22 protein-coding genes are annotated in these 20,422 nt (G+C 68.0%); 5 read left to right on the top strand and 17 right to left on the bottom strand.

Annotation, left to right across the window (positions count from 1 at the left end; all coding sequences use genetic code 11):
- The first annotated feature begins 414 nt into the window (after positions 1-414).
- Both eccD and mycP read left to right on the top strand, forming a co-directional pair.
- Positions 415-1,779, top strand: a complete 1,365-nt coding sequence (eccD, locus tag ACIRGA_RS03360; protein WP_400936195.1) for a type VII secretion integral membrane protein EccD — start codon at positions 415-417, stop codon at positions 1,777-1,779.
- A gap of 23 nt (positions 1,780-1,802) precedes the next feature.
- Positions 1,803-3,443, top strand: a complete 1,641-nt coding sequence (mycP, locus tag ACIRGA_RS03355; protein ID WP_400936093.1) for a type VII secretion-associated serine protease mycosin — start codon at positions 1,803-1,805, stop codon at positions 3,441-3,443.
- A 99-nt stretch (positions 3,444-3,542) separates the two neighbouring features.
- Here mycP and ACIRGA_RS03350 read toward each other — a convergent pair whose 3' ends face one another.
- From ACIRGA_RS03350 to eccB, 3 genes are all read right to left on the bottom strand, one after another.
- On the bottom strand, positions 3,543-4,697 hold the full coding sequence (locus ACIRGA_RS03350) for a WXG100 family type VII secretion target (protein ID WP_400936091.1): 1,155 nt from the start codon (positions 4,695-4,697) through the stop codon (positions 3,543-3,545).
- A gap of 5 nt (positions 4,698-4,702) precedes the next feature.
- A complete protein-coding gene (locus ACIRGA_RS03345; RefSeq protein ID WP_400936089.1) occupies positions 4,703-5,017 on the bottom strand; it encodes a hypothetical protein in 315 nt (104 codons plus the stop codon).
- A gap of 68 nt (positions 5,018-5,085) precedes the next feature.
- On the bottom strand, positions 5,086-6,699 hold the full coding sequence (eccB, locus tag ACIRGA_RS03340; protein WP_400936087.1) for a type VII secretion protein EccB: 1,614 nt from the start codon (positions 6,697-6,699) through the stop codon (positions 5,086-5,088).
- Between the two features lie 573 nt (positions 6,700-7,272).
- Between eccB and eccE the strand changes: the two genes are divergently transcribed.
- The 3 genes from eccE (at position 7,273) to ACIRGA_RS03325 (ending at position 10,376) form a co-directional block, all read left to right on the top strand.
- Entirely contained in the window at positions 7,273-8,454 is a 1,182-nt protein-coding gene (gene eccE / locus ACIRGA_RS03335) for a type VII secretion protein EccE (RefSeq protein ID WP_400936085.1), read from the top strand.
- Positions 8,451-9,173, top strand: coding sequence for a hypothetical protein (locus ACIRGA_RS03330; protein ID WP_007031058.1), 723 nt, complete (start codon positions 8,451-8,453; stop codon positions 9,171-9,173). Before eccE ends, ACIRGA_RS03330 begins: the two co-directional genes overlap by 4 nt.
- A gap of 243 nt (positions 9,174-9,416) precedes the next feature.
- On the top strand, positions 9,417-10,376 hold the full coding sequence (locus ACIRGA_RS03325; RefSeq protein ID WP_400936083.1) for an endonuclease domain-containing protein: 960 nt from the start codon (positions 9,417-9,419) through the stop codon (positions 10,374-10,376).
- Here the strand turns inward: ACIRGA_RS03325 and truA are convergent.
- The 14 genes from truA to ACIRGA_RS03255 all read right to left on the bottom strand — a co-directional run bounded on the left by truA (position 10,346) and on the right by ACIRGA_RS03255 (position 20,126).
- On the bottom strand, positions 10,346-11,179 hold the full coding sequence (gene truA / locus ACIRGA_RS03320; RefSeq protein WP_400936194.1) for a tRNA pseudouridine(38-40) synthase TruA: 834 nt from the start codon (positions 11,177-11,179) through the stop codon (positions 10,346-10,348). The two genes, ACIRGA_RS03325 and truA, sit on opposite strands and share 31 nt — an antisense overlap.
- A 73-nt stretch (positions 11,180-11,252) precedes the next feature.
- Positions 11,253-11,816 carry a 50S ribosomal protein L17 gene (gene rplQ, locus ACIRGA_RS03315; RefSeq protein WP_020633327.1) on the bottom strand — a complete coding sequence of 188 codons (564 nt, stop codon included), beginning with the start codon at positions 11,814-11,816 and terminating at the stop codon, positions 11,253-11,255.
- A 75-nt stretch (positions 11,817-11,891) separates the two neighbouring features.
- Positions 11,892-12,965 carry a DNA-directed RNA polymerase subunit alpha gene (locus tag ACIRGA_RS03310; RefSeq protein ID WP_005166811.1) on the bottom strand — a complete coding sequence of 358 codons (1,074 nt, stop codon included), beginning with the start codon at positions 12,963-12,965 and terminating at the stop codon, positions 11,892-11,894.
- A 127-nt stretch (positions 12,966-13,092) separates the two neighbouring features.
- Positions 13,093-13,698 carry a 30S ribosomal protein S4 gene (rpsD, locus tag ACIRGA_RS03305; protein ID WP_007031054.1) on the bottom strand — a complete coding sequence of 202 codons (606 nt, stop codon included), beginning with the start codon at positions 13,696-13,698 and terminating at the stop codon, positions 13,093-13,095.
- 23 nt (positions 13,699-13,721) lie between these two features.
- Positions 13,722-14,129: a 30S ribosomal protein S11 gene (rpsK, locus tag ACIRGA_RS03300; protein WP_004558885.1), complete on the bottom strand. Its 408-nt coding sequence runs from the start codon at positions 14,127-14,129 to the stop codon at positions 13,722-13,724.
- An 18-nt stretch (positions 14,130-14,147) separates the two neighbouring features.
- Complete coding sequence (locus tag ACIRGA_RS03295; RefSeq protein ID WP_034304268.1) at positions 14,148-14,333, bottom strand: hypothetical protein; 186 nt, start codon at positions 14,331-14,333, stop codon at positions 14,148-14,150.
- A complete protein-coding gene (gene rpsM / locus ACIRGA_RS03290) occupies positions 14,330-14,710 on the bottom strand; it encodes a 30S ribosomal protein S13 (RefSeq protein ID WP_005166805.1) in 381 nt (126 codons plus the stop codon). Before rpsM ends, ACIRGA_RS03295 begins: the two co-directional genes overlap by 4 nt.
- Positions 14,711-14,915: 205 nt before the next feature.
- Positions 14,916-15,029 (bottom strand): 50S ribosomal protein L36, encoded by a 114-nt coding sequence (rpmJ, locus tag ACIRGA_RS03285; RefSeq protein ID WP_004558882.1) that lies wholly within the window; start codon positions 15,027-15,029, stop codon positions 14,916-14,918.
- A 36-nt stretch (positions 15,030-15,065) separates the two neighbouring features.
- Positions 15,066-15,287: a translation initiation factor IF-1 gene (infA, locus tag ACIRGA_RS03280; protein WP_005166804.1), complete on the bottom strand. Its 222-nt coding sequence runs from the start codon at positions 15,285-15,287 to the stop codon at positions 15,066-15,068.
- A gap of 473 nt (positions 15,288-15,760) precedes the next feature.
- The gene (gene map / locus ACIRGA_RS03275) at positions 15,761-16,537 is read right to left on the bottom strand and encodes a type I methionyl aminopeptidase (RefSeq protein ID WP_400936080.1); all 777 of its coding nucleotides are present in this window, start codon (positions 16,535-16,537) and stop codon (positions 15,761-15,763) included.
- Between the two features lie 44 nt (positions 16,538-16,581).
- On the bottom strand, positions 16,582-17,136 hold the full coding sequence (locus tag ACIRGA_RS03270) for an adenylate kinase (RefSeq protein ID WP_007031052.1): 555 nt from the start codon (positions 17,134-17,136) through the stop codon (positions 16,582-16,584).
- Positions 17,133-18,440 (bottom strand): preprotein translocase subunit SecY, encoded by a 1,308-nt coding sequence (secY, locus tag ACIRGA_RS03265; RefSeq protein WP_400936078.1) that lies wholly within the window; start codon positions 18,438-18,440, stop codon positions 17,133-17,135. The genes ACIRGA_RS03270 and secY overlap by 4 nt, the downstream gene beginning before the upstream one ends.
- Before the next feature lie 322 nt (positions 18,441-18,762).
- Positions 18,763-19,395, bottom strand: coding sequence for a LysE family translocator (locus ACIRGA_RS03260; protein ID WP_400936077.1), 633 nt, complete (start codon positions 19,393-19,395; stop codon positions 18,763-18,765).
- Between the two features lie 50 nt (positions 19,396-19,445).
- Entirely contained in the window at positions 19,446-20,126 is a 681-nt protein-coding gene (locus ACIRGA_RS03255) for a hypothetical protein (RefSeq protein ID WP_400936075.1), read from the bottom strand.
- Positions 20,127-20,422 lie beyond the last annotated feature (296 nt).

Below are 20,422 nucleotides of genomic sequence, written 5' to 3'. Positions count from 1 at the left end.
ACCTATCGAACGTGACCGACTAAATCCGGACAACGCCGAGAACGGCCCCGACCGGGACCATACGCATGTCGGGAGTGTAGGGCTCCGCCCGCGCCGACGTGCGTTTAGCGGGCTAACTGCGATCCGGCACCCAGACGCCCGACGTGCGTTTAGCCCCCTAATCGCGATCCGGCGGCCGGGGCCCGGTCAGGTGCCCAGGCTCCCGGCGCGTCACGATTAGCCCGCTAAAGTCGACGCGCCGGCAGCCGGTCAGCGGGGGTTCGGAGGTCTTCCGGAGGTTGCCCCTCTTACTTTTGCCGGTCTTTTTCCGACAGTCGATGATGTGGGCACCCGGGTTCGGTATAGGTTCCCCCGGGAGCAGACTCTCAGGGCAGGGGGAAGGCAGTGGCAACGGGCACGACGGTATTCAGCAGGGTGACGGTGGTCGCGCCACGCACCCGGATCGACGTGGCTTTGCCGGCTGACGTCGCGGTGGCGGACCTGCTGCCCATGCTGTTGGAGATGGCGAAGGAGGCGACGCCGGACGGCGGCGCCCGCCACGGCGGCTGGGCACTGGCGAAGCTGGGCGACGCGCCACTCGACCCGAGCCGGACCCTCGCGTCCCTCGGTGTCGTCGACGGCGAGCTGCTTCAGCTGCGCAAGCGCAACGAAAACCCGCCGCCTCCGCTGTACGACGACGTCGTCGACGCGATCGCCGAGTCGTCCCCGGACAGCTTCCGTCCGTGGACGAAGGAGACGGCGCGCCGCTTCGGGCACATCGCGGGCGGTCTGGCGCTGTTCTTCGCGGCCCTCGCGCTCTTCACGAGCGGATCCTTCTACGGCGGCAACGCACTCGCCGCCGCGATCGCCGGCGGTGTCGGCGCGATCGCGTGCGTCGCGATCGGCGCGACACTGGCCAAGGCCTACCAGGCCGAGGCGACCGGCGTGCTGATCGCCGCGGCAGGCGGTCTGCCGCTCGCGTTCGTCAGCGGGTTCTACATCGTTCCGGGGCTGTCCCTGTGGGCGAACCTGCTGCTCGGAAGCACGCTCGTGATCATCGTGGCGGCGGTCTGCATCCTCGTCATCGGGCACGGGATCACCACCTTCATCGCGGCCGCGACGACGGCCACGATCTCGGCGCTGACGTTCCTGGCCGCGACGCTGATCGACACCCCGATCGCCGGGGTCGCCGCCGGCGCCACCGCGTTCTCGCTGGCCTGCATCTCGATCCTGCCGCGTGCGACGATCAAGCTCGCGGCCCTGCCGACGCCGCACGTTCCCGGCAGCGCCGAAGAACTCAAGGAAGACTCGGGCTTCCCGGACTACCGCGCCATCGAGCGCCGCACCGCGGTCGCCCACGAGTACATGACCGGCCTGCTGACCGGTTGCGGCGCGGCCACGGCACTGTTCGCGATCATCGCCTCGACGTCGCCGACGATCTTCGGCCCGATCCTCGGCGTGATCGCCACGCTGGTCCTGCTCCTCCGTGCGCGGGCGTACGCGAACGGCGCGCAGGCCATCGCCCTGCTGACCACCGGCATGGTTTCCGGCGCGGGCATCCTGCTCGGCTGGATGTGGTCGGCGAGCCCGCTGAACCGCGTCCTGTTCGTGTTCGGCGCGCTGCTGCTGATCGGCGCGGGCGCGCTCGTGGTCGGCGTGATCTTCCCGAACCAGCGCTTCTCGCCGCCGCTGCGGCGAACCGTGGAGATCTTCGAAGCCGTCTTCATCGCGACGGTGCTCCCGCTGGCGCTCGGCGTCATGGATCTCTACACCACGCTGCGCCAACTCAACTTCAAGTGACGACCCGATCGGATGATGCTCTGATGGCCGTAGCGCGGAAGTCCAGGGGGACGCGCGTCCGCCACCTCGGCCTCGCCGGACGTACCGGAACGGTGCTGCTGGCGGCCGGTATCGGTGTTCTCTCGCCGGCGTCGGTGGCTCTTCCCGCGTGGGCGCAGCAAAGCAGCGTCGCGCCGGACGCCGGCGGCTACTACGCGACCCCGCCTCCGGTGGACAAGTCCAAGAAGCCGAACGACGAGGGCAAGCCGGACAAGACCTACGAGAAGAAGACCGAGTGCGTCCAGCGCAGCAAGCTCGGCGGCGACCAGGTCGACATCAAGAACCGGCCGTGGGGCCAGGAGTACCTGCAGATCGAAAAAGTGCACCAGCTGATGCGCGGCGCCACCGGTTCGGTCGGCGCGAACGTCAAGGTCGCGGTGATCGACACCGGCGTTTCCGCACACCCGTACTTCAAGAATCCCGTCGAATCGGGTGGCGACTACGTCGCGACACCCGGCGGCGGCAAGGCACCGGGGCTTGAGGACTGCGACGGCCACGGCACCGAAGTGGCGGGGATCATCGCCGCGAACCCGCCCGACGCGAGCATCGGGTTCCGAGGGGTCGCGCCGGACGCCACGATCATGTCGATCCGTCAGTCCAGCCAGAACTACGAGGAAGCGGAGAAGAAGTCCGAGCCGCCGCCCTCCCCTTCCAACTCGGCTCCGCCGGCTTCGTCGAACAATCCGGGTTCGCAGCTTCCGCCCTCCGCCGGAGGGAACGGCGCCATCGGCGGAACCGCGCCAGGGCAGGACACGGGCGGCCGACAGCAGGAACAGGGCAAGACCGCGGGCACGCTGAAGACGCTCGCGCAGGCCGTGGTCCGGGCCGTCGACAAGGGCGCCAACGTGATCAACATGTCGGTCGACAACTGTCGCCCGGCCACCGGCGGCATCACCGAGGGCGAGCAGCAGCTTCAGGCGGCGGTGAACTACGCCGTGGATCACGACGTGGTCGTCGTCGCGGCGGCGGGCAACGTCGGTGACAAATGCCCGCAGAACGATCAGCCGGACCCCAAGTCCCCCAAGATGATCGTCACGCCGCCGTGGTTCGCCGAAGACGTGTTGTCGGTCGCGGCGATCGACGACACCGGCGGTGTCGCGGAATTCAGCGTCCACGGGCCGTGGGTCAGTGTCGCCGCTCCCGGCACCAAGATCATCTCGCTGGACCCGGCGGAGGGCTCCAGCAGCCTGGCCAACCTGACCATCGAAGGCAACGGGAAGCCCGGTGCGATCCAAGGGACCAGCTTCGCCGCCCCGTACGTCGCGGGCGTGGCCGCTCTGGTGCGGGCGAAGTTCCCGGGGCTGAAGGCTCGCGACGTGATGACCCGGATCAAGGCGACGGCGCAGCACCCCGCGGCGCCGGGCGGACGGGACAACTTCGTCGGCTTCGGCGTCATCGACCCGATCGCGGCGCTGACGGCGATCGTGCCGTCGGAGGCGGACAAGGCCAAGCCGGTCCAGCTGCCCGCGAATCTGCCGCCGGCGAACGACCGTGACCCCGCCCCGATGATCGTCGCGCTCGCCGGAACCGGCGGGGGCCTGGTGGCGTTGCTCATCACGCTGTTCGTGGTGCACTCGGTCCGCCGCAACCGGCCGACCACCTCACCAGCCCGCAAAACCCCGTAGCACGTGCGTTTCGCGGGCTAAACGCGATCTGACCTGGCCTCGCCACCGAGCCGCCCAGATCGCGTTTAGCCCGCGAAAGTCGCTCTGCCCCTGGGGCTCCTACTTGGCGGGCTTGGGCTTCGGAGCGGGTTTCGGCGGGGTCTCGTCCTCGCCGATGACGGGCGGGACGACCTGGCCGGGTTCACCGACCACATCGGACGGCTTCGAAGCGGGCCGCGTCTTGGACTGGTGTGCCGTCTGGCCTCCACCACCCATGCCACCCATCCCCATCATGGGCGCCATCCCCATCGGCATCATCGCCGATCCGGCCCCGGCGGCACCCGGCCCGGGAGCCGGAGCGGCCTGAACGGGCGCGACCTCCGGGATCAGCGCCTGCCCTTGCTCGATCAGGGGGTCCTGCGATCCGGTCTGCCTGCCTTCGGCCGCGGACGGCGACGTCGACTGGTCGTCGGACGCGGCACCGGAATCGGAGTCGGTCTCAGCCGCGGCCTTCTCCTGGACCGGCGCACCCGGCGCCTCGGAATCGTCGTGGAGCTTGAACTCGTCCTGCGGGTACCGGTGAGCGATCTCGATACTCCGCGAGCCGGCGTCAGGATCGTCGACACCGTCGCAGAACCGTACAAAGCCCTCGAGGACGTTGCGTGCGGCTTCGAAGAGCGCCTTGGCCGACTCCTGCGCCTCCTCCAGCTGGGTTCGCGCCCGCCGGACGCCGCCGACCGGCAGCATCGCGGTCTCGGAGGTCAGTTCCGCCGTGTCGACGAGAACCTCGACGAGGTCGGTCAGGATGCGACGGATCGACAGCACCAGCTCGTCGAGCGAACTCGCCAACGTGGTGAGGGCGTCTTCGACGTCGGAGCCCGCGGCGTGGATGTCCACGATGTACGCGACGAATGCGTCGGCGTCCTTGCCGGACCATCCGGCGTCGAGGCGCCCGAGGTCCTCGGACAGTTCCTTCGAAACGTTGCCCGCGGTCTTCGCCGCTTTCCGGAGGAGATCCGCCTCGTCCTTCAAGTCCTCCCAGCGCCCCACCAACGGCATCAGGTAGGTCTCGACCGGATCGATCAGCCCCAGATGGCCGGCCAGCTCCGACACGAAGGCGAGATGCGGTGCCGCGGCCTCGACCAGCTCCTCACCGCCCGAGCCGGTCGCGTTTAGCGGGCTAAACGCGCTCGGGGGCGGCTCGGGAGCGGCCGGGCGCGTGGCCGCCATCGGGTGCGGGATGGAATCCGTCGGGTTCTCCGATTCGGCGATCATGCGGTTCAGAGCTCCACGGCGCGTTTGATCATCTGCGCGGCCTCGTCGTCGTGCCCGGCATGCCGCGCGGTCACGGTGTGCAGGGCCTCGGACGCCGACCTCAACGCGGCCGCGCCCTCCACCAGCTGACGCCGGATGGCCTCGGTCGCACGCCCGTAGGACGCACCGAGGCCCAATTCCTCCCCCAGCGTGCCGTGGGACTCGACGGTGACACCTTCGCCGGTCACCTCCGCGGCCGCCAGGTCGAGCTCTCCGGCGGCCGCGTCCACCCGCTTCGCATAGTCACCGACGACGTTGCCGTCGATCTTCAGGCCGGCCACTGCACCCTCCACTCACCCGATACCGCTCGGGCGTTGAGACGCTCGCGCCGCCCATGGGGTTCCCGCGCTCAGTTACCCGCCGGAGCCTGCTGCGACTGCGTGGCGACCGAACCGGCCCGGTCGTCGATCGGCACCGTGTCGAACGTCCGGAGCACATCCTGCGTGTTCAGCGAAGCGCCGGTGGGCAGGATCCTGACGATGGCCTCGGGCGCCGGCACTCGCTTGTTGAGCCCGATCGAATCAGCCGTGACGGCGTCAGGCACGCCGTAACGGATCCCTCGATCGGAGATCAGCTGGATCGGCCCCTTGTCGAAGGTCTCCTTGCCGGTCGCCGACTGGACGACGGCCGCGTAGCCGGGCTCCATGTAGAAGCTGTTGATCGGCGCGCCGACCGGGCCGGGGGTACCGATCTTGACGCCGGGCGCGGAGCCGTCGGCGTTCCTGCCCTTCGGCAGCTTGTCGTCGACGAACACCGCCGTGTGACCGTCCCGGCTGGCGCCTTCGCCCGCCACGGACCAGCTCAGGCAGGAGACCCGGGAACCCTGGGTCGCGTTGAGCACCGTCGGCACGGTCTGCGGGTAGGCGCCGAGCTCGACGACCTGGGAGACACGCGTGAGGTTGCGGATCTTGCCCAGTGGCACGGACATGACCGAAGTGCTGCCGTCGTTCTTCCCGGTCTGCACGATGTCGGCGACCGCCGGCGAAATGGGCTGGATCCCTTCCTTCGTGATGAGGTAGAAGTCCTTCCGCCCCTCGGCCTGCTCGGTGGAGAAGACGTCTCCGACCTTCATGCCTTCGATCTCGTAATTGGGGCTCTCGCCCTTGCCCGGGACGTCCGGGAGCTTCAGCTCCGGCACCTCGGGGATCGCGTCCAACAGGCCCTGGGAGATACCGCGAGGCTGATCGGACAGCTTCAGCGCGGAACGGACGGCGTTGGCGTCGGGCTTGATCTCGGCCTTGACCGCGTTCGCGTTCCGGGCGTTGGGATCCGGCGTCTGCCGGTAGATCAGGTACTCCCGGCCGTTGGCGCCCTTGGCCAGCAGTGCCTCGTTCTGGCCGAGTTCACGGTTCCCGAGCTGCTTCACACCCGCGTAGACGGTCGTCTCCGTCTTCGAGAGATCCGGCTGGGGCACCGACGGGTCGTACATGACCTCGTCGCACACGCCCCAGTCCGGGGAGACGCGCTGGGTGTCCGTCGGCATCAGCTGCGGGCCGTTGGGAATGCCCATGAGCTGGCCGCGGGGAATGTTCTTCAGCTGTTCGTCCGAAACGACTGTGGGGTTCTTCACTTCGGAGGCCTGCGCGGGTCCGGAAGGCTTGGCCCCGGCCTGCTGCGCCCCTTGTTTCGACTGCGCGATGATCAGCAGCCGCGCGGAGGCGAGGTTGAAGGTCGGAATCAGTTTCTTCGGGTTCCCGGCCACGACGTACACCGTTCCGGACTGCTCGCCGATGACGATGTTGCCCGCGTCCGGCACGGAGGGCTTCGGGCTCAGCAGGCCCCAGATCACGAAGACCAGGACGCCCAGCGCGGCCAGCACGACACCCACGATGGTGGCCCGCGTGTGCGTGCGCATCGGGTCGTGGAGCATGACGGCGTCGCGACGGACCAGCGCGGATTGCATCCGTCGCAGAACGAACTGATAAGCCTGAACTTGAGACTTAGTAGTCGGTGTTGATGGCATTCTCGACCTACAGTCCTCCCCGTCGCGGTACGGTTCCGCAGGATAGCCGTACGGGGACCGTCTGGTGTGGGGTTTCTACCAACTCCAGCTAGTGTCAAGTTCCTCGGGACCGGCTTTCCGGGTACGCAGCAAGCACGAGGGGAAGAGAAAGCGCGGATGTCCGTCACCACTCCTCCACGTCCGCCCGGCCCTCCGGGGTCTCAACCTCCTGGTCGTCCGCCGGGGCCGCCGCCAAGGCCCGGCAGACCGGGTGGTCCGGGCGGCCCGGCCGGAGGCCCGGGAGGTCCCGGTGTTCCTCGCGGCCCCGGGGGCCCAGGCGGCCCTGGAGGGCCTGGCGGACCGCAGGGCCCCGGTGGCCCCGGCCCTGGTGGCCCCGGTGGTCCGGGAGGACCCAAGGGACCCGGCGGACCTGGTGGTCCGGGCGGTCCTGGAGGACCCGGTGGGCCAGGCGGCCCGGGCGGTCCTCCGTCCGGCGGCCCCGGCCCGCAGTCCGGCCCTCCGCCCGCTCCGGCGACACGGATCGCCGCGCCCGCGCGGCGCCGGACCGGTGGGATCAACCTCGGCCCGCTGCCCGTGGCGAATCTGGTCGTCCTCGAGCTCGGGCTCGCGATCGGCCTCGTTCTGCTCGCGATCAACATGAAGCTGAAGTACGTCGCGATCGGCGTGCTCGGGCTCGCGATCATCGTCGCGTTCCTGCGCTGGGGCGGCCGCTGGTTCACCCAATGGGCTGGACTCACGATGCGGTACATGTTCCGTTCGCACGATCGGGTGGCGAATCCGCTTCCGCCGAGCAGCATCGAGTCGCTCGCCGCCGAAGAGGACGCCGTCACCGGTCCTGACGACGCCCGCGTGAACCTGCTTCGCCTCGCCGTTCCCGATCTGGTCGTCGCGCACGGCGTGGATCACGAACGCCAGCAGGTCGGCCTCGCGTGGAACGACGGGACGTGGACCGCCGTCCTGCTCGTCGAACCCGCGCCCGCGCTGATCACCCAGGCGGGTGGAGCGCCGAGCCTGCCGCTGTCCGCGCTGGCCCCGTGCCTCGAAGACCGCGGCGTGGTCCTCGACTCGATCCAGATGATCTGGCACTGCTACCCGGGCAGCGCCGCGCTTCCGTCGGACTCGCCCGCCCTCAGCTCCTACATGGAGGTGCTCGGCCCGCTTCCCGCCGCCGCGCGGCGTACGACGTGGGTCGCCATCCGGCTCGACCCGCGCCGGTGTCCGGCCGCCATCCGCGAACGCGGCGGCGGCGTCGTCGGTGCGCACCGCGCGCTGATCGGTGCGCTGTCGCGGGTGCGCAACGCCTTGGAATCGCAGGGCGTGCCGACCCGGCCGCTGGACCCGGACGAGCTGCTGCGGTCCAGCATTTCGGCCGCGGAACTGACCGCGGTCGCCGGTTCGCAGGGGAAGGTCGGGCTGCAGGAGCGCTGGACCGGCGTCACCGCGGCCGGCATCGGGCACGCGAGCTACGCGATCACCAGCTGGCCGAAGGGCAAGATCAGCGGCAGCCTGAACGCGCTGACCAGTGTCCGCGCGCTGTCGGCGACGGTCGCGATGTCGATCTCGCCGTCCGCGGACGAAGGCAAGATCGGCCTGCGGGGGATCGTTCGCCTGAGCGCGCGGAACCCGCGTGAACTGGACGCGGCCGACCAGCGGCTGCAGGGCGTCTCGGACCGGCTGGGTGTGACGCTGACGCCGCTGCGCGGCCTGCAGATCTCCGGGTTCTCCGCGACTTTGCCGATCGGAGGCACGGCATGAGCACCCGCATGCGCGACGCAGGCCAGAGCGCCGGTGTCGCCCCGGAATTCACCGTCGACCCGGCGATGCTCGACGCGATCAGCCCATCCGGTGACCGCGGCGGGATCGTCCTCGGCTCCGGGCTCAAGGGCGAGCCGCTGACGATCTCCGCGCTGCGCTCGACACCGACCCGGATCGTGCTGGTCGGTGGTCTCTATCTGGCTCGCCAGGTGGCGTTGCGGGCGATGGCGGTCGGGGCGTGGGTCGTCGTGGCGACCGGGCGTCCGGCCGCGTGGCAGGTGCTCCCCCAAGCCGCGGGAAACCAGCCCAACGGCAGGCCTTCGCCGCTGGTGCAGATCCGGCGGCTGTCGCCGGTGGACCTCCCGCGTCCCTCCGAGGACGCACCGCTGCTGGTCGTGACCGACGGCGGTCCGACACCGCAGGACCTGTTCCCGCCGCGGTCGCCGTGGCAGACGACGGTCTACGTGCTGCCGTACCTGCACCCGCAGGCCGGGGCGACCGCGAACGCGGCCGACCTGGTGCTGATGCAGCGGCTCCCGCCGGGTCAGGCCGAACTGGCCGCGCGGATCTGGCGGCTCCCGCCGCAGATGATGAAGCAGCTCACGACGTTGAAGGACGACCAGGTCGTCGCCCTGGGCCGCAACCTCTGGCGCCCGCTTCGCCTGGTCACCACGGCGAAAGAGCAGCAGATCCTGGGCCCCGTGCGCCGCGGCGACTAACCCGCCCGCCTCGACTTTAGCGGGCTAATCGTGCTCTGCGGGGGCACTGTCCATATCGGACGGTGCCCCCTTTCGCGTCCCGCCGCGCGTCGCGTTTTGCCCCCTAAACGCGATCCGGGGCGTGGGGTTTGTCAGTCAAGGGGCAATCGCGTCGGCTGTGGATAAGCCGGGGGCTGTGGATAAACCGCCCGGAAATAGCAGTGACGACGGCGGGCTGTCGGTCTTGTCGGTCACCGTGTCAATATGACCAAACCCTTCGATTCATCTCATCTCCCCGATGTTTTCCGCGGCTCAGAGGCACGCAAGGCGGGTCTCATCACGGCCAGCCAGCTGCGCGGCTCGAGCGTCCGGCGGCTGTTTCAGGACGTCTACACGCGCGCCGGCGTCGAGGTCACACACGAGCTGCGATGCCGAGGCGCCGCACTGCTGGCACCTCCGGAAGCAGTCCTGACCGGGCGATCGGCCGCGACCGTTCACGGCGTCGAGCTGGCCAAACCCAACGATCCCGTCGAGATGATCGTGCCGGAGAAGAATCGCTTCGGCCCGATCGTCGGCATCAAGGTTCGGCGAACAGAGGTCAGGCCAGAAGAATCGAGACCCTGGAACGGCATTCGCATCGCACGGAAACGCCGAATAGCGCTGGATCTCCTGCTCCGGCTTTCTCCGCGCAAATCCGGGTGGGTACGACGGCTCCGCATCGGCGTTCCGGATCTGGATCAGTTCATGAGGGCCGAGAACCTGACCGATCTGCACCTCAACGGCGAGTTCTACGGTCGCCGCAATCGGGGAATTCGCTTGGCCAGGCACGCTTTACGCCTGTCGGATCCTCGTGCGGAGTCGCCTCCGGAATCGGAACTCCGCATCGTGCTGGCCGCCGGCGGCATCACGGCGACACCTCAGCTTGAGGTCACTGCCCGGACCGGTCATTTCCTCGCTCGTCTCGACCTCGCGGACGAGAAGTTCCGAGTCGCCATCGAGTACGACGGCCGATGGCACAACACACCGAAGGAACAAGCCTATGACCGCAAACGCCGAAGACGCGTGGAGGCCGAGGGATGGCGATTCGTCATCGCCACCGCGGAAGACCTGGCGAACGACTTCAAGGGCATCGTCGAAGCCGTCTGGCAGGCCCGCCGGAGCGCGTTTAGCCCGCTAAAGGCGCCGGGTCCGGGTCAGGAGGGAGTGCGCATAGCGCGCGTTTGATCGGCACGGGCGGCGAGTTCGGCGTCCGGCGGGTAGTCGACGGCCACCAACGTCAGGCCGTGTGCGGGAGCGACGGCGCTGTCGCGCGTCCGGCTCTCCAAGACGTCGCCGGGCCAATCGCGCGGACGACGGCCGTCACCGACCAAGAGCAGTGCCCCCACCAGGCTGCGCACCATCGAGTGGCAGAACGCGTCAGCGGAGACGGCGACCTCGACCGCGTGCGGTCCGGTCCGCCGCCATTCGAGCCGCTGCAGCTCGCGAATGGTCGTCCCGCCTTCGCGCTGCTTGCAGAAGGCCGCGAAGTCCTGAAGCCCCAAGAGAGCCGTCGACGCCTCGTTCATCGCGTCGATCGAGAGCGAACGGCCCCAGGCCAGAGTGTCGTGCCGCCGCAACGGATCCACACCCCAAGGCGCGTCCGAAACGCGGTACAGGTAGTGCCGCCGCACGGCCGAGAACCGCGCGTCGAACCCAGGAGCCGCCACGCGGGCATCCAGCACCCGCACGTCGCCCGGCAGGTACCGATTCCAGCGGTGACGCATCCGCCCCAGGTCCGGTATGCCCTGTTCGTCCAGTTCCAGGCGACCGGATCGCGTTTTGCCCGCTAAAGGCGACGCGTCGACGTGGACCACCTGGCTGGAAGCGTGCACACCGGCATCGGTGCGGCCGGCGACGACGACGGACTTCGGGACCGACGCTCCCGGAGGCTGCTTCGCGAGCGCCTCTTCGAGGACGCCCTGCACCGTGCGCCGTCCGGGCTGCCGCGCCCAGCCGGAGAAATCGGTGCCGTCGTAGGAGACATCCAGACGCAGACGAACGAGCCCGCCCTCCGCAGTGGGAGTGGCGGGCTCGTCCGGGGTGTTCGGTGCCGTCAGGACGTCAGTCCTTCTTGCTGTCCGCGTCCGCGGCGGGGGCCTCAGCGGCCTCGTCGGCGGCGGGAGCCTCGGTGGCCTCCGGAGCCTCGGTGGCGGCCGTGTCGGCAACCTCAGGGGCCTCGGTGGTCTCCTCGGCGGCCGGGGCGGCAGCCTTCGGCTCGTCCTTGGCGAACTTCGTCTTGCGCGCGGCCTCGGCCTCGGCGGTGACGGTCTTCTCGGCAACCAGCTCGATGACGGCCATGGGGGCGTTGTCGCCCTTGCGCGCCATCGTCTTGGTGATCCGGGTGTAGCCACCCGGACGCTCCGCGAAGAACGGACCGATCTCGGCGATCAGCTTGTGCACGACGTCCTTGTCGCGCACGATGCGCTGGATCTGACGACGGTTGTGCAGGTCGCCCCGCTTCGCCTTCGTGATCAGCTTCTCGGCCAGCGGGCGCACCCGCCGGGCCTTCGCCTCGGTCGTCGTGATCTTGCCGTGCTCGAACAGCTGGGTGGCCAGGTTGGCCAGGATCAGCCGTTCGTGCGCGGGCGACCCGCCGAGACGGGGTCCCTTTGTGGGGGTGGGCATCGGTTCTCCTCGTTCAGCTCACAGCTGGAGGCCGGGGCTCCCCCACCCCTACCGGTGAGGGAGCCGAAGCTGGCCTTACAGCTGCTCCGTCTCTGCGTAGTCCTGGCCATCGTCGTGGCCGTTGTCCGAAATTCCGTCCGTGATGCTGTCGACGCCCTCGGACCAGCCTTCACCGTCGTAGCTGGCCGCGGCCGCGGTCGGGTCGAACCCGGGCGGGCTGTCCTTCAGCGCGAGGCCGAGACCGACGAGCTTGAGCTTGACCTCGTCGATCGACTTCGCACCGAAGTTGCGGATGTCCAACAGGTCGGCCTCGCTGCGCGAGACCAGTTCGCCGACGGTGTGGATGCCCTCGCGCTTGAGGCAGTTGTACGACCGGACGGTGAGGTCCAGGTCCTCGATCGGCATCGCGTAGGCGGCGATGGTGTCCGCCTCCTGCGGCGACGGGCCGATCTCGATGCCTTCGGCGTCGACGTTCAGCTCGCGCGCGAGACCGAACAGTTCCACCAGCGTCTTACCGGCCGACGCGACGGCGTCTCGCGGCGTGATCGACGGCTTCGTCTCCACGTCCAGGATCAGCTTGTCGAAGTCGGTGCGCTGCTCGACACGGGTCGCCTCGACCTTGTACGTCACCTTCAGCACCGGGGAGTAGATGGAGTCGACCGGGATCCGGCCGATCTCCGCGCCCGCCTGCTTGTTCTGCAGGGCCGGAACGTAACCGCGGCCGCGCTCGACGACGAGCTCGATCTCGAGCTTGCCCTTGCCGTTCAGCGACGCGATGTGCAGATCCGGGTTGTGCACGGTGACACCGGCCGGGGGCACGATGTCGGCGGCGGTGACCTCACCGGGGCCCTGCTTGCGCAGGTACATGGTGACCGGCTCGTCCTCTTCCGAGGAGACCACGAGTTCCTTGAGGTTCAGGATGATGTCGGTGACGTCTTCCTTCACCCCGGGAACGGTGGTGAACTCGTGCAGCACGCCGTCGATGCGGATGCTCGTCACGGCCGCGCCCGGAATGGACGACAGCAGCGTACGACGCAGCGAGTTGCCGAGCGTGTAGCCGAAGCCGGGCTCCAGCGGTTCGATGGTGAACCGGGAGCGGGTCTCGTTGACCGTCTCTTCGCCGAGAGCCGGTCGCTGGGAAATCAGCATCTTTCCTAGTTCCTTTCCAAACGGCGCCCGCCATATGACACCGAAAGGGATGGCGAAGCGGCGGCGCACTCCGGGCGCCGCCGCCCGTGCCCACATCGGGCCGGGGAAACCCCGGCCCGATGATGGATCACTTCGAGTAGAGCTCGACGATCAGCTGTTCCTGGACCGGAACATCGATCTGAGCGCGCTCCGGAAGCTGGTGGACCAGCACCCGGAGGTTGGACGGAACGACCTGGAGCCACGCGGGAACGGGACGCTCGCCGAACGACTCCTTGGCCGCGACGAAGGGCAGCATCGCGAACGACTTCGGCCGCACGTCGATGATGTCCCACTTCGTGACCTGGTAGGACGGGACGTTGACCTTGACGCCGTTGACCAGGAAGTGGCCGTGGCTCACCAGCTGACGCGCCTGACGGCGGGTGCGGGCGATGCCGGCGCGGTAGATCACGTTGTCCAGACGGGACTCGAGGATCTGCAGCAGGTTCTCACCGGTCTTACCCGGACGCCGGACGGCTTCCTTGTAGTACCGGACGAACTGACGCTCGAGAACGCCGTAGGTGTAGCGAGCCTTCTGCTTCTCCTGCGACTGCAGGAGGTACTCGGACTCCTTGATGCGCCCGCGGCCGTGCTGGCCCGGCGGGTAGGGGCGACGCTCGAAAGCCTGGTCGCCGCCGATGAGGTCAACCTTGAGGCGACGCGAAATACGCGTCGCGGGGCCGGTGTAACGAGCCATTTCTTCTTACTCCTCCCCGTTCCTCAGACCCGGCGCCGCTTGGGCGGGCGGCAGCCGTTGTGAGGCTGCGGGGTCACGTCCTGGATGGTGCCGACCTCGAGGCCGGCCGCCTGCAGCGAGCGGATCGCCGTCTCGCGACCCGAACCCGGGCCCTTCACGAAGACGTCGACCTTCTTCATGCCGTGCTCGGCAGCCTTGCGGGCGGCGTTCTCGGCGGCCATCTGCGCGGCGAACGGGGTGGACTTACGCGAGCCCTTGAAGCCCACGTGACCACTCGACGCCCACGCGATCACGGCACCGGTCGGGTCCGTGATCGAGACGATGGTGTTGTTGAAGGTGCTCTTGATGTGCGCGTGACCGTGCGCGACATTCTTCTTTTCCTTACGGCGGACCTTCTTGGCCCCCGCCGCAGTACGAGACTTCGGTGGCATGTTCTGAGGGTTCTCCTGTTAGCGCGCGTTCTCTTGGTGAGCGGCGACCGCTTCGGCCTGGCCGCGCCGGATGATGGAACCGGCGTCGGTGTACAGGTTGCGGAGCGCCATCGGGCGGGCGTAGAGCGCCTTGGGCGAGACACAAGCCGAGCCACGACGGCGGACGCCGCCCATCTGCACGACCTTCTTGCCCTGGACGCTCACTTCTTGCCAGCCTTCTTCTTGCCGGCGACCGTCTTCTTCGGACCCTTACGGGTGCGGGCGTTCGTCTTGGTGCGCTGACCACGGACGGGAAGTCCGCGACGCCAGCGAAGGCCCTCGTAGCACCCGATCTCGATCTTCCGACGGATGTCGGCGTTCACCTCACGGCGAAGGTCACCCTCGACCTTGAAGTTCTCCTCGATGTAGACCCGCAGCTTGGCGAGGTCGTCATCGCTCAGATCCTTGACGCGAGTGTCCGCGTTGAGCTCGGCGGCAGCGATGAGCTGCTTCGAGCGGGTACGGCCGATGCCGTAGATGTAGGTCAGCGCGATCTCCAACCGCTTTTCGCGGGGGAGGTCTACGCCAGCGAGTCGTGCCATTGGCGTTGATGCTCCTTCATAGAATTCATCTTCAGGTCTGCTCCCCGTCCGGTCCCGGGACCGACTCGCCTGTCGTGCCCTTGGCTTGCGCTTCGGGTGTCCCGGCCTCGGCCTGAAGTCCGAGGGTGAACCGGGCCGTTCGCACGGCCCGGCAGGTGCGGGGAGATTGTGTAGCCGTCAATCCACTCTGTACGAGTGCGAGTGATCAGCCCTGCCGCTGCTTGTGCCGCAGGTTCTCGCAGATCACCATGATCCGGCCGTGACGGCGGATCACCTTGCACTTGTCGCAGATCTTCTTGACGCTCGGCTGGACCTTCACGTCTCCTGCTCTCCTGCTTGTGCTAACTCGTCGTGATCACTTGTAGCGGTAGACGATGCGACCACGAGACAAGTCGTAGGGCGAGAGCTCCACGACAACCCTGTCCTCGGGCAGGATGCGGATGTAGTGCTGCCGCATCTTGCCGCTGATGTGTGCAAGGACCTTGTGGCCGTTCTCCAACTCGACGCGGAACATCGCGTTGGGGAGCGGCTCGACTACGCGGCCTTCGACCTCGATGGCCCCGTCTTTCTTGCCCATGTCCTCCGCATTTCCTGTCGCTACGCTGTGTTATCAGTCAGAGCTTGAGTGCTTGGCTGGGTGGTGCATCGGCACACTCCTACCCGGCTCCAATGTCCGTTCGCGAGAATTCACGAGCGCGCAGGATCCGGGCGCGATGAGTACACCGACTTGACAGTGTACGCAACCCGTGTCGTGAGCCCCAAACGGGGGGTGACTGTGTTAGGTGACCCCTGAGCCCGCCTGATGCGACCTCCCCATCGTACGCCCCCGTCGACCTGCGTTTAGCGGGCTAAACGCGCTCCGGTGCGGCCGTGACCTGGCGCGCTTGGCGGCCGAGGTCTACCCGATGGGGGCAGCGGGCGAGCGCGCCGACGGGCAGGCCTGGGCACTGCGCCGACGGCGGGCCGACTCGCGTTTCGCGGGCTAACCGCGCTCCGGACGCGCGTTCGCCTTTAGCGGGCTAAACGCGGTCCGACGGGTGAGAGGTGAGGTCAGGCGTCTTCGGGGGCGGTCAGCACCCACGGGCCGTCATCGGTGATGGCGACGGTGTGCTCCCAGTGCGCGGCGCGCGAGCCGTCCGCGGTCACGACGGTCCACCCGTCCTCGAGCTCGACGGTCTCCCCGCCGCCACCGGTCAGCATGGGCTCGATCGCGAGCGCCATACCGGTCTTGAGCCGCGGCCCCTTGCCCGGTTTGCCCAGGTTCGGCAGGAACGGGTCCATATGCATCTGGCGCCCGATCCCGTGACCGCCGTACTCGACGATCATCCCGTACTCGATGCCGTCTTCCCGGCTCGCCTTCTCGGCGGCCGTCTGCACCGCATGCGAGATATCCGTGAGCCTGCCGCCCGACGACACCGCGGCGATCCCGGCCCACATCGCGGCCTCGGTGGCCGCCGAGAGCGCGAGATCCGCCTTCGACACCTCACCGATCGCGAGCGTGACCGCGGAGTCGCCGTGCCAGCCGTCGAGGATGGCGCCGCAGTCCACGGAGATGATGTCGCCGTCGTTGAGGACCTGCGTCTTCGACGGGATGCCGTGGACGATCTGCTCGTTCACCGAAGCGCAGATCGACGCCGGGAAGCCGTGGTAGCCCTTGAACGAGGGCACCGCGCCGGCGTCACGGATCGTCTGCTCGGCGAGTTCGTCGAGATCGGCCGTGGTCGCCCCCGGCTTGGCGATCTCGCGCACCGCGGTAAGAGTGCGCCAGACAACCAGACCGGCGGCCCTCATCGCCTGGAGCTCGCCAGGGGTCTTGAGCTCGATCATGCGCCCACGACGAAGCCGTTGCAGTACACGCAGTCCTCCGAGATTCACGTGCGGTCGCGCAGCGCTTCCAGCACGCGGGCGGAGATCTCGTCGACCGAGCCGACGCCGTCGACCGTGACCAGGATGTCCGCGTAGTACTCGAGCAGCGGAGCCGTCTCGGACACGTAGATCTGCTGACGCCGACGGATGACCTCTTCGGTGTCGTCCGAGCGGCCGCGGGACAGCAGCCGCTCGACGACGACGTCTTCCGAGACCTGGAGCTGGATGACCGCGTTGAGCTTGGTGTCGACCTCACCGAGGATCTCGCCGAGAACGTCGGCCTGCTTCGTGTTCCGGGGGAACCCGTCGAGCAGGAAACCGACCTTGGCGTCAGGTTCGGCGAGGCGCTCGCGCACCATCTCGTTCGTGACCGAGTCGGGCACGAGTTCGCCGGAATCCAGGTAGCGCTTGGCTTCCTGGCCCAGCGGCGTCTGCTCGCCCACGTGGGCGCGGAACAGGTCGCCGGTCGAGATGTGCGGGATCCGGAGCTTCTCCGACAGTGCTACCGCCTGAGTACCTTTGCCCGCGCCAGGAGGGCCAACGAGAACCAGGCGCGTCACTTCAAGAACCCTTCGTAGTTACGTTGCATCAGCTGGCTTTCGATCTGCTTCACGGTGTCGAGACCGACACCGACCATGATCAGCACAGCCGTGCCACCGAACGGGAAGTTCTGGTTGTTCCCGCTGCCGGTGACGGACAGGAAGAAGTTCGGAAGGATCGCGATGATGCCCAGGTACAGCGAGCCCGGCAGGGTGATGCGGCCGAGGACGTAGCTGAGGTACTCCGCGGTGGGACGGCCCGGTCGGATACCCGGGATGAAGCCACCGAACTTCTTCATTTCTTCCGCACGCTCGTCCACGTTGAACGTGATCGTGATGTAGAAGTACGTGAAGAAGATGATCAACGCGAAGTACAGCAGGACGTGCGCCCAGCTGGACTGGTTGACGATGTAGTTCTGGATGAAGACCTGCCAGCCCGCGTTGCTGTTGGCGTCGCCGACGAGGCGGCTGATCAGGTCCGGCAGGTAGAGCAGCGACGAGGCGAAGATGACCGGGATGACACCGGCCTGGTTCACCTTGATCGGCAGGTACGTCGAGGTCCCGCCGTACATGCGGCGGCCGATCATGCGCTTGGCGTACTGCACCGGGATCCGGCGCTGACCCTGCTCGACGAAGATGACGCTGGCGATGATCACCAGGCCGAACACGCAGATCAGGGCGAAGACGACGCCACCCGCGCTGCTGAGGATGTTGCCACCCTCGATCGGGATCCGGGCCGCGATGTTCAGGAAGATGAGGACGGACATGCCGTTGCCGACGCCGCGCTCGGTGATCAGCTCACCCAGCCACATCATGACGGCGGTACCGGCGGTCATCGTGATGACGATGATGGCCAGCGTGTAGACGCTGTTGTCCGGGATGATCGCGGTGTCGCACTGCGGGAAGAGCTGCTTGCGGTCGGCGAGTGCCACCACACCGGTCGCCTGCAGGATCGCGAGGGCGATCGTCAGGTACCGGGTGTACTGGGTCAGCTTGCCCTGGCCGGCCTGGCCTTCCTTCTTCAGTTCCTCGAACCGCGGGATGACCACGGTGAGGAGCTGGACGATGATGCTGGCCGTGATGTACGGCATGATGCCGGTCGAGAACAGCGACAGCTGGAGCAGTGCGCCGCCGCTGAACAGGTTCAGCAGCTGATAGACGCCCTCCTGCGACCCGGTCTCCGTGCACTGCTGCACGGCGGAATACGAGATACCCGGGGCCGGAATGGTGGCACCGATTCGGTAGACCGCGACGATGGCTAGCGTGAACAGGATCTTCTTACGTAGATCCGGCGTCGCTAGAGCCGAGCGGAAGGCGCTGAGCACGCGGGGAACCTCCTCGGCGTCGTCGGCTGTCTTACCGACGATCGGCTTGGCCGGCCTGGGGCCGGCGGGAACACACAGCTTTCTGGCACAAGCCAGGAACGCTTCGGGGCACACTCGTCCCGAAGCGTGTCGCCGACTCTAACAGCTTCACAGGGCGTGTCCGCAGTGCGTGTGGGTTTTCCGGACGAAGGTTGGTCCGCGGGGTTGATCGACTTGCGCTTCTCGCTCCGAAACCTTGACAGAACGCCCTGCCGTTCCTCACTTTTTCGACCCATCGGATCGCAGTTAGCCCGCTAAACGCGCTGTGATCAGGGAAGGGGTGTCAGGAGCTCGAAGCGGCGAGGACGCCCGCCATGCCGAGGAGCACGACGCCGGTGCCGCGGTCCACGTTGCGACTAGCCCGGCGGGACAGCCGGAGTGTCTTCACGAGCGCGCCGGCACCGATGTAGGTCGCGCCCGCGACGAACTCGGCGAGCAGGTAGACGGCGCCGAGAATCGCGATCTGGGCGGAAAAGGAGCCGTGAGCTGCGTCGATGAACTGGGGCACGAACGCGGTGAAGATGAGGATCGCCTTCGGGTTCGTGATCGCGACGACGAATTCCTTCCTGGCGATCCGTAGTGCCGGTACGGATTCAGTGCCTCGGGGCGCCGGGGTGAGCGTCGCGCGTCCGGCGCGGAACGTCGACCACAGCAGCCGGCCGCCGATCCAGGCCAGGTAGGCGACGCCCGCCCATTTGATCACCGTGAGTGCAAGCTCGGATGCCGCGAGGAGCTGGCCGAGCCCTGCCGCGACAGCCGCGATGAGCACCGTGAACGCGACCAATCGGCCTAGCAGCCCGGCGAGGCCTTTCCAGGCCCCCTGCGTCATGCCGTGATGCAGGCCGAGCAGATTGTTCGCCCCTGGCGTAAAAGCCACGAGCACCGCCGCTCCGAAAAAGACCACCGCCCAAGTCATCGGCCACCTCCTCCCCCACCGTATCGGCGACCGCGAACGCGTTTAGCGGGCTAATCGCGCTCTTTCGCGCCGGGAGTCGGCGGAGGTGCGAAGGCTGAATAGTCCGGTGTCTCCTGCTTTGGCTCAGGTGGGAGCACCGTGATGGAGATGCCGTCCTTAGGTGTGGGCATTTCCGCGAGAGCGGAGTCGCCGCTCATCGGGACCTCCTGGACGCGGTGACTCATGACCGCCGCCCCCGCCGCGGCGGCGACCGCGGCGAAGAGCGCCCACAGACCTGCGCCAAAGGTCTGTGTCACTTTGATGTCGTCTCCCATCTCGCGTCCGTATCCCATCATGGCGACACTGATGACGACTCCGACGAGGAAGACCGCCGCGATGGTGGCGAGCCATCTGTCCAAAGCGCCCGGACGTCGGAGCCCGGCTGCGCGGGCACTGACGACCGTGGCCGCCAGGAGGATCGTCGCGGCGATCAGGAGTGGGATACCGAGGGGCGCCGACGAGGTGGTGGTGGCGGGTCGGTCGACCTGATCCACCGTCATGTCCCACGCGCCTTGGACGAACACGAGCACGACCGGCTCGCTGGAATCGAAGGTGAGCCGATGCTCGGTGCTGAACAACGGGAAGAAGCAGCCCACGAGTGTCAGCACCACGGCCAGTGCGGCTAATCCCGCCGCGACCAGTCTGCGGGGCTCGACCCGGCCAGACCGCGCCGGCTCGCTTACGGGCTCCATGGGGCCCGCAACCGACACAACCATCGGCGGGGCGTCCGGCTGTTGCTGAAAGGGCTGCGGATCCTGCCCGGGAGGTGTGGCCACCTCACGATCCTTCCAGCTCAGGCACCCCTCCGCCACGCCGGCCGGATCGCCTTTCGCGGGCTAAACGCGATCCGGGGCCGCGGGCACCTGGGCGACCGTCAGATCGCGATTAGGGGGCTAAACGCAGGTCGGCGGGCGGGCCGGGCGAAACGGGCCAGATCGCGTTTAGCCCGCGAAACGCAGGTCGGTGCCGCCGGAGGGGCGCAAGCGAA

This window comes from Amycolatopsis sp. NPDC102389 (assembly GCF_044765885.1).
In the GTDB taxonomy this organism is placed as follows: domain Bacteria; phylum Actinomycetota; class Actinomycetes; order Mycobacteriales; family Pseudonocardiaceae; genus Amycolatopsis.
Note: the sequence above shows the minus strand (reverse complement) of the source record. Positions and strands in the feature narration are given on the sequence as shown.